General features: G+C 40.0%; 13 protein-coding genes. All 13 read right to left on the reverse strand.

Annotated elements, in window-relative coordinates; genetic code table 11:
* Window positions 1-186: 186 nt before the first annotated feature.
* The 13 genes from WMO43_RS05720 to WMO43_RS05780 all read right to left on the reverse strand — a co-directional run bounded on the left by WMO43_RS05720 (window position 187) and on the right by WMO43_RS05780 (window position 16,557).
* A complete protein-coding gene (locus tag WMO43_RS05720) occupies window positions 187-1,197 on the reverse strand; it encodes a GGGtGRT protein (RefSeq protein WP_177963835.1) in 1,011 nt (336 codons plus the stop codon).
* 20 nt (window positions 1,198-1,217) lie between these two features.
* Window positions 1,218-1,910: an iron-sulfur cluster assembly scaffold protein gene (locus tag WMO43_RS05725; RefSeq protein ID WP_177963836.1), complete on the reverse strand. Its 693-nt coding sequence runs from the start codon at window positions 1,908-1,910 to the stop codon at window positions 1,218-1,220.
* Between the two features lie 125 nt (window positions 1,911-2,035).
* Window positions 2,036-3,061 carry a threonine aldolase family protein gene (locus WMO43_RS05730; RefSeq protein ID WP_177963837.1) on the reverse strand — a complete coding sequence of 342 codons (1,026 nt, stop codon included), beginning with the start codon at window positions 3,059-3,061 and terminating at the stop codon, window positions 2,036-2,038.
* A 16-nt stretch (window positions 3,062-3,077) separates the two neighbouring features.
* On the reverse strand, window positions 3,078-3,746 hold the full coding sequence (locus WMO43_RS05735) for an LbetaH domain-containing protein (RefSeq protein WP_353530508.1): 669 nt from the start codon (window positions 3,744-3,746) through the stop codon (window positions 3,078-3,080).
* On the reverse strand, window positions 3,733-5,826 hold the full coding sequence (locus WMO43_RS05740) for a DNA topoisomerase (RefSeq protein WP_353530510.1): 2,094 nt from the start codon (window positions 5,824-5,826) through the stop codon (window positions 3,733-3,735). Before WMO43_RS05740 ends, WMO43_RS05735 begins: the two co-directional genes overlap by 14 nt.
* An 8-nt stretch (window positions 5,827-5,834) precedes the next feature.
* The gene (locus WMO43_RS05745; protein WP_353530512.1) at window positions 5,835-7,196 is read right to left on the reverse strand and encodes an ATP-binding protein; all 1,362 of its coding nucleotides are present in this window, start codon (window positions 7,194-7,196) and stop codon (window positions 5,835-5,837) included.
* Window positions 7,197-7,410: 214 nt separating this feature from the next.
* Complete coding sequence (locus tag WMO43_RS05750; protein ID WP_353530514.1) at window positions 7,411-7,701, reverse strand: virulence protein; 291 nt, start codon at window positions 7,699-7,701, stop codon at window positions 7,411-7,413.
* Window positions 7,702-8,207: 506 nt separating this feature from the next.
* Window positions 8,208-10,637 carry an Ig-like domain-containing protein gene (locus tag WMO43_RS05755; RefSeq protein WP_353530516.1) on the reverse strand — a complete coding sequence of 810 codons (2,430 nt, stop codon included), beginning with the start codon at window positions 10,635-10,637 and terminating at the stop codon, window positions 8,208-8,210.
* A 200-nt stretch (window positions 10,638-10,837) separates the two neighbouring features.
* The gene (gene asd / locus WMO43_RS05760; protein WP_353530518.1) at window positions 10,838-11,923 is read right to left on the reverse strand and encodes an aspartate-semialdehyde dehydrogenase; all 1,086 of its coding nucleotides are present in this window, start codon (window positions 11,921-11,923) and stop codon (window positions 10,838-10,840) included.
* Window positions 11,924-12,079: 156 nt separating this feature from the next.
* Entirely contained in the window at window positions 12,080-13,483 is a 1,404-nt protein-coding gene (gene argH, locus WMO43_RS05765; protein WP_353530520.1) for an argininosuccinate lyase, read from the reverse strand.
* Window positions 13,484-13,522: 39 nt separating this feature from the next.
* On the reverse strand, window positions 13,523-14,197 hold the full coding sequence (locus WMO43_RS05770) for an epoxyqueuosine reductase QueH (RefSeq protein WP_353530522.1): 675 nt from the start codon (window positions 14,195-14,197) through the stop codon (window positions 13,523-13,525).
* A gap of 140 nt (window positions 14,198-14,337) precedes the next feature.
* Entirely contained in the window at window positions 14,338-15,231 is an 894-nt protein-coding gene (locus tag WMO43_RS05775; RefSeq protein WP_353530524.1) for a M15 family metallopeptidase, read from the reverse strand.
* A gap of 327 nt (window positions 15,232-15,558) precedes the next feature.
* Window positions 15,559-16,557 carry a DUF2971 domain-containing protein gene (locus WMO43_RS05780; protein WP_353530525.1) on the reverse strand — a complete coding sequence of 333 codons (999 nt, stop codon included), beginning with the start codon at window positions 16,555-16,557 and terminating at the stop codon, window positions 15,559-15,561.
* Between the last annotated feature and the right edge of the window lie 272 nt (window positions 16,558-16,829).

Below are 16,829 nucleotides of genomic sequence, written 5' to 3' on the forward strand. Positions count from 1 at the left end.
CTGCTGTAAAGGATACTTTTGGCTTCTACGCTTAGTGCAATATGGATACTACATTCAGATGCTGTCAGCTAAAATTTGCGGAATCTGATATCATTTTACCCAAAAATATTTACACTCAAAAAAATGCCGTAACCCCTTGAGATTACGGCATTTTCAACGTTTTCTTAATTAATACTTTAGTTCTTCTTAGAACTTACCAGCCTTTGCAGCTTCCTCAACAGAAACAGCAACTGCTACGGTAGCACCTACCATTGGGTTATTACCCATTCCGATCAAGCCCATCATTTCTACATGAGCCGGTACGGATGAAGAACCAGCGAACTGTGCATCAGAGTGCATACGTCCCATAGTATCTGTCATACCGTAGGAAGCAGGACCTGCTGCCATGTTGTCCGGGTGAAGTGTACGTCCTGTACCACCACCGGATGCTACTGAGAAGTATTTCTTGCCCTGCTCGATACATTCTTTCTTGTATGTACCTGCTACAGGATGCTGGAAACGTGTAGGGTTTGTAGAGTTACCTGTGATAGATACACCTACATTCTCTTTGTGCATGATCGCAACACCTTCTACTACGTCATCTGCACCATAGCATTTTACAGAAGCACGAAGTCCGTTAGAATAGGATTTCTCATATACTACGTTTAATTCATTCTTTGCGTAATCCATCTTTGTCTCAACAAATGTGAATCCGTTGATACGGGAGATAATCTGTGCAGCGTCTTTTCCAAGACCGTTTAAGATAACGCGTAAAGGTTTCTGACGTACTTTGTTTGCTTTCTCGGCAATACCGATCGCACCTTCTGCTGCTGCAAAAGATTCATGTCCTGCTAAGAAGCAGAAACACTCTGTCTCTTCCTCTAATAACATTTTTCCTAAGTTACCATGGCCGATACCAACTTTTCTGTGGTCTGCAACGGAACCCGGAATACAGAAAGCCTGAAGACCTTCTCCGATTGCTGCTGCTGCATCTGCTGCTTTTCTGCAGCCTTTTTTGATTGCGATAGCTGCTCCTACTGTGTAAGCCCAGCAAGCGTTCTCAAAACAGATCGGCTGGATTTTCTTTACCTGCTCGTAAACGTCAAGTCCAGCATCTTTTGTAATTTTTTCAGCCTCTTCGATGGAGCTGATTCCATAACTGTTTAAAACGGAATTGATCTGGTCAATTCTTCTTTCATATGATTCAAATAATGCCATTTCTGTTCGTCTCCTTTCGATTACTCTTTTCTTGGATCGATGATTTTTGCTGCATCATCTACACGGCCATACTGTCCTTTAGCTTTTTCCCAAGCTGTGTTAGGATCATCACCTGCTTTGATAAAGTCAGTCATTTTTCCAAGAGAAACGAACTGATATCCGATTACTTCGTTGTCTTCGTCAAGTGCGATACCTGTTACATAGCCTTCTGCCATCTCTAAGTAACGAACACCTTTTTCTTTTGTTGCGTACATAGTACCAACCTGAGAACGAAGTCCTTTTCCTAAGTCCTCTAATCCTGCACCGATTGCAAGTCCGTCATCAGAGAATGCACTCTGTGTACGTCCGTATACAATCTGTAAGAATAATTCTCTCATTGCAGTATTGATTGCATCACATACAAGGTCTGTATTTAATGCCTCTAAAATTGTCTTGCCCTGTAAAATCTCTGCTGCCATAGCTGCGGAGTGTGTCATACCGGAGCATCCGATAGTCTCAACTAATGCTTCCTCAATAATACCATTCTTTACGTTTAATGAAAGTTTGCAGGCACCCTGCTGTGGAGCACACCAGCCTACACCGTGTGTAAAACCTGAAATATCTTCGATTTGTTTGGAGTGTACCCATTTGCCTTCTTCTGGGATTGGAGCCGGTTCGTGTTTTGCACCTTTAGCAACCGGACACATGTTTTGAACTTCCTGTGTGTAAATCATTTTAAGACTCCTTTCGATTGGATGAAATTGTAGTTGCGTTAAATTCTTAACACACTGATGTAGTTATTTTCTCATAAAATGTCGAAAACATCAAGGGGATATTGAAAAATTAGAACAATCTGATGTTACAATAGTTCTATCAGCCGTTTCACATCCTCTTCTTTTGTCGCCCAGCTTGTCACAAATCTGGCTACGGTGTGGTTTTCGTCTACCTTTTCCCAACGTCCGAAGACCACTTCTTTTTGCAGTTCTGCCATTTTTTCATTCTCCAGCACAATAAAAATCTGGTTTGTCGGCGAGTCCAGATAAAAGGTATATCCTTTGTCGCGGAACGCATCTTTTAACTGCTGTGCACAGGAAATTGCACTTTTTCCGATTTCAAAATAAAGAGAATCGGTAAACAATGCATCAAACTGAACGCCCAGCAAACGTCCCTTTGCCAGCAGTCCGCCATGCTGTTTGACACTGGTAAAGAAATGTTTCGGCATATTGTTCTTTGTAAACACAACTGCTTCGCCGCACAATGCCCCTACTTTTGTTCCGCCTATGTAAAAAACATCACAATAGTTTGCAATATCCGTTAAGCTGACATCTGTGCCTGCACTTGCTAATGCATAGCCAAGACGCGCCCCATCTAAATATAGGGGAAGATCGTATTCATGGCAAACTGCGGATATCTCTTCTAATTCTGACTTTGTATACAGTGTTCCGTATTCCGTCGGATGTGTGATGTATACCATTCCCGGAAACACCATATGATCGTAACTTGCATCACCGTAGTAAGTTGTTAAATATTTTTTTAATTCTTCTGCCGATATCTTTCCATTCTCCTGTGGAATCGTGAGTACCTTATGACCGGTAAATTCAATTGCTCCTGCCTCATGTCCGCTGACATGCCCTGTCGTAGCTGCAATGACACCCTCATACCCTTGCAGCATCGCATCAATGACAATCTGGTTTGTCTGCGTTCCTCCACTGATGAAAAAAATCTCCGCATCCGGACATTCACATGCCTCTTTGATTTTCTGCTTTGCCCGCTCACAGTAGGTATCATGGCCGTAGCCGGACAACTGCTCCATATTGGTATCGATCAGGTGCTTCAACACCTTCTCATGTGCTCCCTCAGAATAGTCATTTTCAAAATATAACATCGACTTCTACCTCCTCTTACTCGTTCTTTTGTACAACCTCATTGCGATTTTTATAAATAGAATGGTCTGCTACCACTCCGCGTACCATAGAAAGCGGATAGACATTGGTATGAGCACCAATGACCGTACCCGGATTTAAAACGGAATTGCATCCTACCTCCACATAATCTCCAAGCATCGCCCCGAATTTCTTAAGTCCTGTTTTAATTTCTTCTTTTCCGTCTTTTACAACCACAAGTGTCTTGTCCGACTTTACATTAGATGTAATCGAACCCGCACCCATATGAGACTTATGTCCTAAAATGGAATCCCCCACATAGTTATAATGCGGAACCTGAACGGAATTAAAAAGTATCACATTTTTCAACTCGGTAGAATTGCCCACCACGCAGTTTTTTCCTACGATGGCATTTCCTCTGATAAAGGCACAATGTCTGACCTCGGCACCTTCATCAATGATTAAAGGTCCATTTAAAAATGCTGTCTCTGCCACCTTTGCAGATTTCGCTACCCAGATGTTCTCTCCGCGTTTTTCATATACTGACACATCTAAGGTATTTCCCAATTCCACAATGAAATCTTTAATCTTTGGAAGCACTTCCCACGGATAGGTCACACCTTTAAAAATATCCGCTGCAATGGTTTCTTCTAAATTATAGAGCTGATGTATCTCACACTTTTTCATTGTCTTTCTCTTTTCCTTTCGTTTTCCCTTTTTTATAATATGCGGCTGCATGATCAAAAGAACCGCGCAGGGCATATTGATTTCTTAAATTCAATACCACATCTGTCCGTCTTTTGATAAAATTCTCTAATTTTACCATGTACTCTTCTGTCGTAATGCTTCCCTCTGCCACATAGGTCAGTCCTTTTTCCCAGCTTGCTGTTAAATCAGGATTTAACAATGGTCTTATCGAAGCATTTACTACATCATAAATCATCTCTCCAAGCAGGGTCGGCGTGATGATCTGTGTCTTTTTGTTCAATGCCAGATATTTATTTGCCACTAATTTTTTTAAAATTTCCGCACGGGTCGCTGAGGTGCCGATCCCGCTTCCCTTGATCTGCGCTCTTAACTCTTCGTCTTCGATCAACTGTCCGGCATTTTCCATTGCCAGTATGATAGAACCGGAGTTGTAACGCTTTGGCGGAGAAGTCTCCCCCTCTTTGATGTAGAGGCTTTTCACCGGAAGCTGTGTTCCTTTTTTCATAGCTGAAATCCGTTCTAACAGTTCGGTATCGCAAAGCCCGCTGTCTGCATCTTCTTCCGGCTTTTCCTCCAGTTTTTTCTTAAAAAACGAGTAGTCCATGACCTTTAAATAGCCCGGATCTGCTAACACCTTAAAATTAGAAAAGAATTTTTCTCCTTCTATCGCAGAGGTCAATGCTACTTTCTGATATACCGCAGGCGGATAAAATATCGCAAGAAATCTTCTGGTAATAACTTCATAGACTTTGACTGACAAAGGTTTCAGACTCTTCATCGCCCCAAATCCCTGTCCTGTCGGAATGATCGCATAATGGTCGGTGATCTGCTTATCGTTGACATATCGTGTCTTTGCAAGTCCCTGATAGCTTTTATTTGCGATGATCTCTTCGGCATAAGCCCGTACTCCCGGAATATTCTGCAGACCCTTGATATTTTTTGTGATCTCTTTTGATACTGCCGTAGAGAGGACTCTGGCATCTGTTCTTGGGTAGGTCACTAATTTTTTCTCATATAATTCCTGCACAATGCGAAGGGTTTCATCCGGACTGATCTTGAAAAATTTAGAACAGTCATTCTGCAGTTCCGCTAAGTTATATAACAGCGGCGGCTTTTTCTGCTCTTTTTTCTTCTCGATTTTTTCTACAACTGCCTGTGTCCCTTCGGTCTGCTGGCTGCTCTGTCCATTTTCGTTCTCGGTAAATTCCGTGTTTCCGGTAAGACCGGCAATAAACGCCCCGGCATCCTCTTTTTGTAAAAATCCATTGTCTTTATAGAGTTTTGGCGACTGATAAAATTTACTTCCCTCAACTGCCTTCCACTCGCTCTCTATGCCGGTGCCTTCGATCGCCATGCTGCTGAACACCCGGTAAAACGGTGTTTTTACAAATTCACGGATCTCACGTTCCCGTCGTACCACCATTCCCTGTACGCAGGTCATTACCCTGCCGACAGAAATCACGGTATATCGCTCATGCAGATAATTTGCAAGCGTATTTCCATATTTTAAGGTCAGAAGCCTTGAAAAATTAATCCCCATTAAATAATCTTCTTTTGCCCGCAAATATGCGGAATCGGACAGGTTATCATATTCCGATAAGTCCTTTGCCTCGCGGATGCCACGCAAAATCTCTTCTTCCGTCTGGGAATCAATCCAGACACGTTTCCGCTGCTTTCCTTTGTCTTTGACACCTGACATCTGCTCCACCAAACGGTAGATATATTCTCCCTCACGCCCTGAGTCCGTGCAGACATAAATCGTATCCACATCTTCCCGGTTTAAAAGCTGCGATACGATTTCATACTGGTTCTTTGCACTTGGAATCACTTCATACAGGAACTCTTCCGGTAAAAACGGAAGTGTCTCAAGACTCCACTTTTTATATTTTTCATCATATACTTCGGGATAACTCATCGTGACAAGATGACCGACACACCATGTCACGACTGCTGTTTCGCCCTCTTTATAACCATTGTGGTTACGCATCTCTAACTTTAATGCTTTTGCAAATTCCTGCGCAACGCTTGGTTTTTCCGCTATGTATAAAGCTTTCGCCATAATCACTCCTACAATTCATTCATATCAATTAATTTTATTTTCGGATTTTCTTCTGCTCTCTCCCGGATTGCTTCATCAAAGGACTGTGCAGAAAACAGATAATACTGCTCCGCTTTGATTTTTGCCTGTTTCATCGAAAATTCTAAATTTTTCCACATTTCATCGGTCAGTTCCGGCTCTGACCAGTTGCAGATTGCCACGATATTCTGCCGCACGGAATCCTGTGCAATGATATCAATGGTTCCTTTTTTTCCGATCCATACGCCCATTTTCACTGCCTGTACTGCCAACTGTCCCTGTGCATTTAACAATGCCAGATACTCACCACATACTTTTACAAAATAGCGGTTCAGATAGTCATTCAATTCTTCTTTGATATAGCGCTCATAAAATTCCTCGGTACTCATTTCATACAATCCGCTCATGTGCGGATAAACAAACTTGTACCAGAAGTGGATCAGGGTATGTTTGATCTGATACAGACCTTTTTGTGCATTGTCCCATCCTCCGGTTTCAAACACACTGATCTTCTCTACAATATCGTATGCCATCAGATTTTTTAAGTATACACTGATCTTAGCTCTTGAAAATCCCGTATCGTGATAAAGATCATTCAGCTTGCGGTTGCCTGCTGCAAGCGAGCATAAGATCGTATTATAGACAGATAATTCCCTTAAATCCCTGCCCACTACGCGCTCTGCCTCACGGAAAAGATTTCCGTTTGGTGACAGGATATGCTTACACACATTATATTTCAGATCTTTTTTAGAACTCCAACGGTTCACATATGCCGGTACTCCGCCAATGATCCCGTAGGTTTCCACACATTCGCTTACGGAATATTCCGGCAGTGCATGTACCAGTTCTAAGAACTGCATATCTCTTAAACGCACTATGCGGTCAACTTTTTTAAGACTTGCTTTAAGCAGCTCCCTGCCCTCTTCTTCAATCCACTTAAAGGCACTGCTTGCTAAAATGATCAGAACCGGCCCCGGATAAAGGCGTTTTGCCTTTAACTTCATAATTGCCTCTAAAAAAGTATCATCCTTTTTTGCGATATGATGAAATTCATCAATGATCACGACCAGTTTGGACGCATCACCGCTTTTGATCCGGTTAAAACACTCTTCATAGGTGTATTTTTTTATGGCTGCATCATACTGCTCTTCTATCTGCATCCCCATCATTTTTCGCTGCTGCTGCTCGGATGCCGGACGTGCTCTGTAATAAAAGGCTTTTTTGTCCTGCATAAAATATTTTAAAAGCTGCTCTTTCTGGCAGTTCTCATCACCGTAATAGATGACCAGACGGTTTCCGTTTGCCTGATATTCTTCTTCTAATGGTTTGATCTCAGCGGTTCTGATAATCATAGACTTCCCTCCTCATATGTGAATTGATGTGTGTTTCGTATACTCTATATCTACAGTGCATCTCAAAAATCAAAGATTCTTTCGATGTGCGGGCATGTTAACTCATTTGTACTCATTATATCACAATTTAATTTTTGCCACAAGAAAAGAAACTCAGTTATATGCCTCTACAGAAAATATACAAAATAAGAATCGGATTCTACGGCTCTTAAATTTACCTTCCGTTTTTTACAATCTCTGTAAAATCTGACCAATCTTCTACTTTAAAAGCTCTAATATCACGAACACTATTTCTGAACCATTCAATCTTTGATAATCGACTGATTGCCTTATATACCGTTGTCAAGCTATTTTCATTGCTTTTATTGATGTAGACACTGCCATGTGTCCATTCAAATCCAACATTGCCCAACTCATGCCTAACTTCTTCATAAGCACAATGATACGAATTACCATACTCTTTCTTTAAAACTTCTAAATTTAACTCAAAAGAAATACCATACATTTCCTATATTTCCTCCTATACTGCTTTCCTGCCAAACTCATGTTAACTGATCCGATGCCCGGATGTCCTGTTCTACAAACTCTTTGACAATTACAATCCTGCGTGATAATATAATGTTAGAAATAGGTACTGCCGATAGACGGTTAGTCCGATATAAAGTCAAACAAAAATAGCTGCTTCACTTGGACATGGGCGGCTATTTTTGTGGTTTATCATTATCTTTACCGAATGTGTATCCGATACTAAAGCAGGTCAAGCCGAAGCTAACTACTGCAATGAAGTCTACAATACTCATTGGCTTAGCCCTCCTTTCCACTGGATTCCATTTTCAGGTTTCTATGTAATCAGAGGGTCACAGTCCCTCTACAGAAGGACTAACCGCCTACCGTTATGACAGTACCCAAAATATATTATATCACATTTTTACAAGTAGCACCATTATCCGACTTTGCTTTGAAGCACAAAAAAGACATCTTTTCGATGTCTTTTTTGTATTTCCCTATATGCTACTTTACTTTTACCGTCTTTTTGCTGCTCCAGGTTCCGTAGTATTTCTTTCCGCTTATCTTTTTGTAAGAACGGATCCGTACATAGTATTTCTTTCCGGTCTTTAGCTTTTTAATAGTCTGCTTCGTGGTCTGTTTCTTTCCGATCACTACATTCTTTACGTTCTTTTTGAACTTTTTGTCCGTGGAATACTGCACCTGATAGCCGTCTGATCGGTTATCTTTCTTCCACTGCACCGTCAGCTTTTTCTTCCCGGAGGACAGCTTCTTAATATCACGCTTTCCCGGTACGGCATAAATGGTTACTTTCTTCGTCTGCTTTTTATAAGCCGATGTTTCTTTTGCCGTTATGCTGATCGTTACTTTCCCGGTTCCTTTGATCTTCACTTTGCCTTTACTGTTTACCGTGGCAACCTTTGTATTGCTGCTCTTATAGGTAATCTTGCCTTTAGCTTTTGGTTTTAAAGTAAAGGAGGAATTATACGCTTTCTTATAACTGGAAGAGATACCCGTTATCTTCTGACCTGATTTCTCGGTTGTGTTATCTTTTTTCTGATCGGTTTTTTGGTCTTTCTCTCCAGAATCTGTTGTGCTGTCTTTTTTCTGTATCTCAAAATAGGCTACTGTCTCTCCAGTATAATTTCCAGTCCCTTTAATGATCGCTTTTCCGGTTCCCGGTTTCGTATTATCAGAATACGATATCGTATAATCGGTTCCTTTCTTCAGCTCTTTATCTTTTAATATTACTTTCGCCTCCGGCATCTGTGCTTTTCCATTGTAATTTACATTATTAACGCTTACTACAGAATTGCAGATAGACGATTTTAAAACTTTTACCGTAAATTTCCCGTTTTTTATACTTCCATCATCATCTTTTACCGAAACATTAATTGTGACACTTCCAGCTCCGTTTACTTTAAAATAGTGCTCATCCCATTTCTCACCACAACTATTCGATTCGTGTTCTACACCATATACCAGTTTATCTGTATCACCTGTAATATTCCAATTTAAAAGTTCATTACAGGTTGGTGTATCTTTTCCATAACTTTCCGGAGCATTTGACCAGATTGAAAAATAGACTCTGTGTTCTCCCTCTGCATTAAAACTGAAATCATGCTTTACCGTATGATAGTCCAAGACGGCTATTCCATTATTGGTAAATTGTTCATAGTGAACCATACATTGAATATCTTTAATCGGTACAGAGACAACCGCTTTTATTGTAAGTGTACGACCTCTTCCATCTGTTCCAACAAGGGTACATTGTCCATGATTGACTGCTTTTAATGTAGAATGTCCATTAATTGTCTCTACATATGCCACCTTATCATCGGAGCTTTTCCATGTCACAACATCCGTTGTGTCTTCCGGGAAAAGCTGATAGTCGATCGTACAGTTTTCCTCCGGCTCTAATGTGATGTTCTTTGTCCTGCTTCCATCAGCAAAGGTTAGATCTGTTGCCGGTGTCAGGTATGCATTTCTTTCTTCTGCAGATAATTCGGACTCCAACAACACACTGGTGTTTTCCGAATTATAAAAGTCATCTGCCGATCCAATTGCTTCTTTCATTGCCTGATTCTTAACAATGATCTTACAGTTTGTAAGACTGGCAAATATATCTCTTACATCAACTTGTGAAGGTTCGGTATGGCAGAATACTATCGTTGCGTCTGAAAGTCCCGTAAATGCTGATATTCCGATAAAACTTACCGTATCAGGAATAACGATCTTCCTTAGATTTTTAGGCTGATAAAAATCTCCTACTGCATCAATATCTCTCGGAATAATATATGTTTCACCCGGCTTATTTTCCGGATAACGCTCAATCATTGGTTTCCCATTATCTGCTGCATACCGAAACAACACCCCATCCCTGGAAAAATAAACCGGATTTCCTTCTTCCACTGTGATCGATCTCAGTGATTTTGTTCCATCAAATGTAGTTATCACTACATCTCCGGGATGCCCCATATGGATCACTGTTGCCGGTATATGAATGGTTTCCACCGTTGTATTCTTATAAAATACCTCCTGCTCCAGTGAGGTTACCGTATGACCCTCGATCGTGGATGGTATGACTACATCCTTATCACTGCCCGTATATTTTGTGATCTCTGCCGTTCCATCTAAATATAATTTAGCTTCCCAATCGTGCTGTTCCTGAGTGCCGTTTTCAGGCACGTTTTCCGTTTCCGTGGTAATTTCCCCACTTAATTCATTTTCATTGCTTATTTCCGCCTGTACGTCCTCAGAAACACACTCCGCTGCAGGCTCCTCATCCTTTTTTTCTTTTATGGAATCTTCTTCCTGAACTGCCTGTATGGTGCTCTCTTCCATTCCGGTATTTTCGGCTGCATACACCAGTCCGCTGTTTGTAATGCAGAGTGATACTGCAATGATCCATGCTGAAATCCTTTTTGCCTTCATAAAAAAATCTCCTTCCACCTGTTCCCCGTTATTTACTATGTTTTCCCAAAAGGGAAAGCTGATTATTTTCATTCCGATTATACCATAGAAAACAGCTTGATTTAAAATCTTATTACAAAAATTTTTGCCAGAACAAAATTTCCTATATCCAAAAAAGAAGCCACATTTGCGGCTTCTTTCAAAAAACAACAATACTTTCTTTATTTTTTTGTAATATATCCCTGTGCTTTTAAAAGCTCAGCACACAGAATCGCTCCGCCTGCGGCTCCGCGGACTGTATTATGGGATAAACCAACGAATTTCCAATCGTATACCGTATCTTCTCTTAAACGTCCGACAGATACGCCCATTCCGTTTTCATAATCCACATCTAAAGCTACCTGTGGGCGGTTATCGTCTTCTAAATACTGGATAAACTGTTTTGGTGCACTCGGAAGTCCTAACTCCTGTGGTGCTCCTTTGAAGTTTACAAGTTTTTCGATCAACTGCTCTTTGGTCGGCTGTTTTTTGAATTTTACAAATACGGCTGCTGTATGTCCGTTTAATACCGGAACACGGATGCACTGGCAGGTAATGACCGGGCTTTCCGCCGGTACGATCACACCGTCTTTGATCTCGCCCCAGATACGAAGCGGCTCTTTTTCAGACTTTTCTTCTTCGCCACCGATGTATGGAATAATGTTGCCTTCCATCTCCGGCCAGTCTTTAAAGGTTTTTCCTGCACCTGAAATTGCCTGATAAGTGGTTGCAACTACCTCATATGGCTCAAATTCTTTCCATGCCGTCAGTACCGGTGCGTAGGACTGAATAGAACAGTTTGGTTTTACTGCCACAAATCCTCTGGTGGTTCCTAAACGTTTTTTCTGGAACTCAATGACTTTCATATGTTCTGCATTGATCTCCGGTACTACCATCGGTACATCCGGTGTCCAGCGATGTGCACTGTTGTTTGATACAACCGGTGTCTCTGTCTTTGCATACTCTTCCTCGATTTTTTTGATTTCCTCTTTTGTCATATCTACTGCGGAAAATACAAAATCTACTTCTGATGCTACTTTTTCCACTTCATTGACATTCATGACAACAATCTTTTTCACGGCTTCCGGCATTGGAGTGTCCATCTTCCATCTTCCTCCGACTGCCTCTTCATATGTCTTACCGGCACTTCTAGGGCTTGCTGCAATGGTCGTTACCTCAAACCACGGATGATTCTCTAACAGGGAAATGAAACGCTGTCCTACCATTCCCGTTCCGCCTAAAATACCTACTTTTAATCTGTCGCTCATATCTAATCTCCTCACACATTTCGCTTGTTTTGTCCGCTTATTGCGGACATTTGTCTTTCTGTTAAAATACTATGCTATTTTCGACAAAAAAACAATTCATATTTTGCTAAAATTTTCTCTTAGATTTCTAAATTTCTTATGCATTTTCAACAATTCTTACTGTTTTAACCAGTCTGAGCCATGATTTTTTGCAAGATATTCTTTTTCTAAGGCAATTACTTTTTCCATTGCCTCTTTTCCCGGTGCGCCGATCGTCAGACGTTTATTGACACAGGTTTCCATGGAAATTGCATCATAAATATCTTCTTCAAATACCGGACTGATGGCTTTTAATTCCTCTAAAGACATATCATCGATCGCCATATTTTTATCAATACAGTAAAGTACGATCTGACCTACGATCCCATGTGCATCACGGAATGGTACGCCATGATTTACCAGATAATCGGCAGCGTCTGTCGCATTGGTAAATCCGTTTTTCGAACTGTTGCGCATCACTTCCTGATTGAATTTCATCGTATCTAACATGCCTGTAAACAATGCAATACAGCCTTTTGCCGTATCCATCGCATCAAAGGAAAGTTCTTTATCCTCCTGCATATCTTTATTATATGCTAGCGGGATTCCTTTCATGGTTGTGAGCAGTGACACCAATGCACCATAGACACGTCCGGTCTTGCCACGGACTAATTCCGCAATATCCGGATTTTTCTTCTGTGGCATAATACTGCTTCCAGTGCTGTAAGCATCATCGATCTCTACAAATTGATATTCATTTGAATTCCAGATAATGACTTCTTCGCTAAAACGGCTCAGATGCATCATAATCGTAGAAAGAGCTGATAAGAACTCGATCAGATAATCCCTGTCGGACACTCCATCCATACTGTTTAAGGTTGGTCCGTAAAATCCCATCAGTTCCGCCGTATAATCCCGATCCAGTGGATAGGTGGTACCTGCTAATGCACCGGAGCCCAGTGGGCAGTAATTCATTCTTTCAAAGATGTCACGCAGACGCTGTCTGTCTCTTTTAAACATCTCAAAATAAGCTCCCATATGATGTGCTAACGTAATCGGCTGTGCCTTCTGTAAATGTGTAAATCCCGGCATTATGGTCTCTGTATTTTCTTCCATGATTCTTAAAAGTACATTTAACAATTCTTCTAACAATGCATCGGTTGCCATTACTTCCTGTCTGGTATAAAGACGCATGTCCAATGCCACCTGATCATTACGGCTTCTTCCGGTATGTAATTTTTTACCGGTATCACCTAACCGGTCAATCAGGGTTGCCTCCACAAAACTATGGATATCCTCATACTCTGAGGAAATTTCTAACGTTCCATTCTCTACTTCACTTTGGATCTCTTTTAAGGTTTTAATGATGTCCTGCGCTTCCTCGTTTGTAAGAATTCCCTGTTTTCCTAACATTGTAACATGGGCAATGCTTCCCTCGATATCCTGTTTGTAAAATTTCTGGTCAAATGTAATGGACGCATTAAAATTATAGACAAGCTGATCTGTCTCTTTTGTAAAACGTCCTCCCCATAACTGTGCCATGTTCCTTACCTCTTTCTTTTTTATTTGATTTATAATTTTTTATCTCTCTGTCTGTTCTTTGCGGACACGTTCCCTTTCCCGCATGGAAAACACACAGCCACAATAATCCTGGCGGTACATTCCGTACTCATGCGACAACTCTACGGAGCGCTGATAACCGTTTTTCTTTTTAAAATCCGATAACAGATAATGCACGTCGTATTCCTCTTCTAACTTCAAGCCAATCTCGTTAAGCTTTGCCGCATTTTTCAAAGGGCTGATAGAAAGGGTTGTTGTAAAATAATCCATTCCCAACCGTTTTGCATATTCCGCCGCCTCACGCAGTCTCATTTCATAGCAGGAAAAACATCGTTCTCCGCCTTCCGGCACCTCTTCTAAACCTTTTGCCATCGCATAAAAATCTTCTTTATTAAATCTTCCTTCTATAAATGAGATCCTATTTTTTGCCGGGAACCGTTCAATGAACTCCTTTTGCTCTGCCACTCTTTTTTTATACTCCTCATCCGGAAAAATATTCGGATTATAGTATAACACCGTAATTTGAAAATACTCCGACAGATACTCCAGTACATAGCTGCTGCATGGAGCACAACAACTGTGCAGCAATAATGTCGGAACACGCTGTAGCTGCTGTAGTTCCTCTATGGTACGGTCTAAGATTTTCTGGTAATTTTGTTTCGTCTGATTTTTTTGCTGATTCTTTTGCTGGTTCATTTTCCGCCTCGATCAATCCTGCTACGATTCACGGTTCGTTTCTATCATACATAGCTGTTTTATTTTATCTCACTTTTTGTAAAAATGCAATTCTTATTCTCCGTCAATATGTATAATTATTCATCCGAATATCGGATACCTTACTCTACTGCCTTTTCAAAATGCTGATAGTCTTTTACACTGTTCCAACTGCCTCCCCATGTAAATCCATGTTCTGAAAAAAGTTGCAGGCACAGGTCTCCTTCTGTAATTTTATAAGAAAAATCTGCATTCCTATCCACATAGGTGCTTCCGTTTTGCGGCTCTACCGTAGTGATCCCGTTTTTTGTCCGCACGCATGGATTATATCTTGGATTGATATCTACCGCTAACCCCTGTCCATGCTTAGAAAGCCGGTCTGTTCCGGCAATGGTGCGGTAATTAAACGCAGATGTATTATTGTCACTCATGGATGCTTCATCGTCTGCACCATATTCGTCTATTAAGAGCATTTTTTCGATTGGATACCGTTTCTCATAGAGTTCTTTCATGATATCTAAAACATCGTCTGCAATCTTTTGATTGACAACCAGCTCTCCTATATGGGTTTTACCGTCAAACCCGGTATGCAATACCCGAAGATATCGCAGTTCGTCTCTGCCAATCCGGGCATTTTGCGGATAAGATACACCATCCATTCTTGCAAATACTTCATCCGACAGTTCCTCTTTATAAAAAAACTGCTCCATACCTTTTTGTGCCAAAACAGAATCTTCCACAACATCCCCCGCCTGTGTTTCTGTTATGTTGACTTCAGCCTTTTCCTCCGTTTCCATGCTTTCCTGCTCCTGCACTTTTTCTGACTCCCTCTGCGCTTTCTCTGTCTCTTTTGGGATTTTCATGGGATGTTCTTTTTTTATATGAGATGCTGCGTCTTTTTTTCGTATTTCTACCGATTCTTTGGATTGAAAATACCGGATTCCCAATAAAACACCTGCCATAAAAAATAGTATCACAAGTAAAATATAAATTTTTCTATGTTTCGGTCTTCCCATATTTACCTCCAAGTACAACTTGATAAATCAACAAGATTGTCTGTAAACTAATTAATCTATTTAAATACACCAAATTGGCTGCCCCTATATTTTTACAAGGACTACAGCCAATGCTTAATTTTTTTCGATGATACAAATGCCAAACCATTTACAATCGCAAAATATATTTCCAATCCACCAATCGTATCAATAATTCCATCAACAATTCGGTCTGCCACCTGCGGATTTCACAAATGGATATGGATATAATACTCAAGGTCTAACAAATCATATTCCACAGACTCTGTAAACAAACTACTATCCACGCTGTGCTCTCCTATGTATGTCCTAGCGTACAATATAGGTAATATTAGTTTTTCTCCCTTTACAATTTCTATAACCATACTTTCGTAAAAACAATTCTAAATCCTTTTCACGAATTTTATTATTAGGTCCACATATCACTTGATTAATTAAATTATTATGAAACTTTTCAAATTTTAAACTTACAAAAGGAACCATGTCGTTTTCTTTTATATTAAACTCAACATTATCTGCAACATATTTACTTGTTTTTCTTCGTGCTCCTTCTCCTAACGTACCAATGGATGTAATTTTTTTCCCTTTTATATCATCCTTGTTTAAAGAATTTTTGATAAAAAATCTCCATTCCTTCTCTTCTTTAAATCCTTCTGTCTTAAATTTTATACTCTCTTCTACTTCACTTAAAATATTATAGTATATTGTATTAAATATGTCCTCATCAAACTCTTTTGCTGAATAATATTGTATATTTCCCTCTTCAATGGCTCCCAAAATGATTTCAACTATACCTAACATCTGATTTGCAACATTTTTTACCCATTCATCAATTTGTTCTTTTGATAAATACTCTACTTTCTCCAAAGAAAATCCACTTACTGAAGAGATACCAACAAACTTTAATATCTCTTCCACATTCAGTCCAAGACATATCCCCTTTCCATCATCTGCATATCCTCTCCACTGACTTAATAAATCTCCTTCTTCTGAAAGACACAAAGCAAAAGTTGCAATGCTACCATCTTCAAATTCTTTTTCTATTTTTTTCTTTAACTCATTTACAAATAATCCAAATGCCTGCCTATTACCTTTTCCTTTATATTCAAACTTATAACTAAAACCATTATGTTCATCATAATTTTTAAGCATTTCATCAAATAAATCTGGAAAGAAAATGCTCATTTCTTTCACATCGTTGCTTTTTGTTATATCAGATAATCTAATATTTTTATGTTTCAATATACTTGTACCTTTCTCCATGCTTGCATAATGATATAATACCTTTGGATATCCTTTATTTTCCATTTTCTCATTCTCCTATATATTGTATTAATTTGTGACATATCCAAATATGTTTTCACAACACCAATATCCTGCTTTTACAACCTAATTCTATTATAATCAAAAATTTTCACTACCTCAAGCCAATCTTCCTATTGCCGTTTTACTCTTTGCTCCAAACCACCTATTCATAAAAAATGCAGCATAAAGCTGCATTTTTCAGACTGTAGACAAAGCGCTCCGAGAAATCATGTTTCTCGGAGCCTTTTTCTATCACTATAAAGATGTTTGGGTTT

Source organism: Maccoyibacter intestinihominis (assembly GCF_040096355.1).
GTDB lineage: Bacteria > Bacillota > Clostridia > Lachnospirales > Lachnospiraceae > Maccoyibacter > Maccoyibacter intestinihominis.

Coding starts and splice junctions, on each gene's coding strand:
- WMO43_RS05720 (WP_177963835.1), bottom strand. CDS start 1,197: ATGGCATTATTTGAATCATATGAAAGAAGAATTGACCAGATCAATTCC.
- WMO43_RS05725 (WP_177963836.1), bottom strand. CDS start 1,910: ATGATTTACACACAGGAAGTTCAAAACATGTGTCCGGTTGCTAAAGGT.
- WMO43_RS05730 (WP_177963837.1), bottom strand. CDS start 3,061: ATGTTATATTTTGAAAATGACTATTCTGAGGGAGCACATGAGAAGGTG.
- WMO43_RS05735 (WP_353530508.1), bottom strand. CDS start 3,746: ATGAAAAAGTGTGAGATACATCAGCTCTATAATTTAGAAGAAACCATT.
- WMO43_RS05740 (WP_353530510.1), bottom strand. CDS start 5,826: ATGGCGAAAGCTTTATACATAGCGGAAAAACCAAGCGTTGCGCAGGAA.
- WMO43_RS05745 (WP_353530512.1), bottom strand. CDS start 7,196: ATGATTATCAGAACCGCTGAGATCAAACCATTAGAAGAAGAATATCAG.
- WMO43_RS05750 (WP_353530514.1), bottom strand. CDS start 7,701: ATGTATGGTATTTCTTTTGAGTTAAATTTAGAAGTTTTAAAGAAAGAG.
- WMO43_RS05755 (WP_353530516.1), bottom strand. CDS start 10,637: ATGAAGGCAAAAAGGATTTCAGCATGGATCATTGCAGTATCACTCTGC.
- asd (WP_353530518.1), bottom strand. CDS start 11,923: ATGAGCGACAGATTAAAAGTAGGTATTTTAGGCGGAACGGGAATGGTA.
- argH (WP_353530520.1), bottom strand. CDS start 13,483: ATGGCACAGTTATGGGGAGGACGTTTTACAAAAGAGACAGATCAGCTT.
- WMO43_RS05770 (WP_353530522.1), bottom strand. CDS start 14,197: ATGAACCAGCAAAAGAATCAGCAAAAAAATCAGACGAAACAAAATTAC.
- WMO43_RS05775 (WP_353530524.1), bottom strand. CDS start 15,231: ATGGGAAGACCGAAACATAGAAAAATTTATATTTTACTTGTGATACTA.
- WMO43_RS05780 (WP_353530525.1), bottom strand. CDS start 16,557: ATGGAAAATAAAGGATATCCAAAGGTATTATATCATTATGCAAGCATG.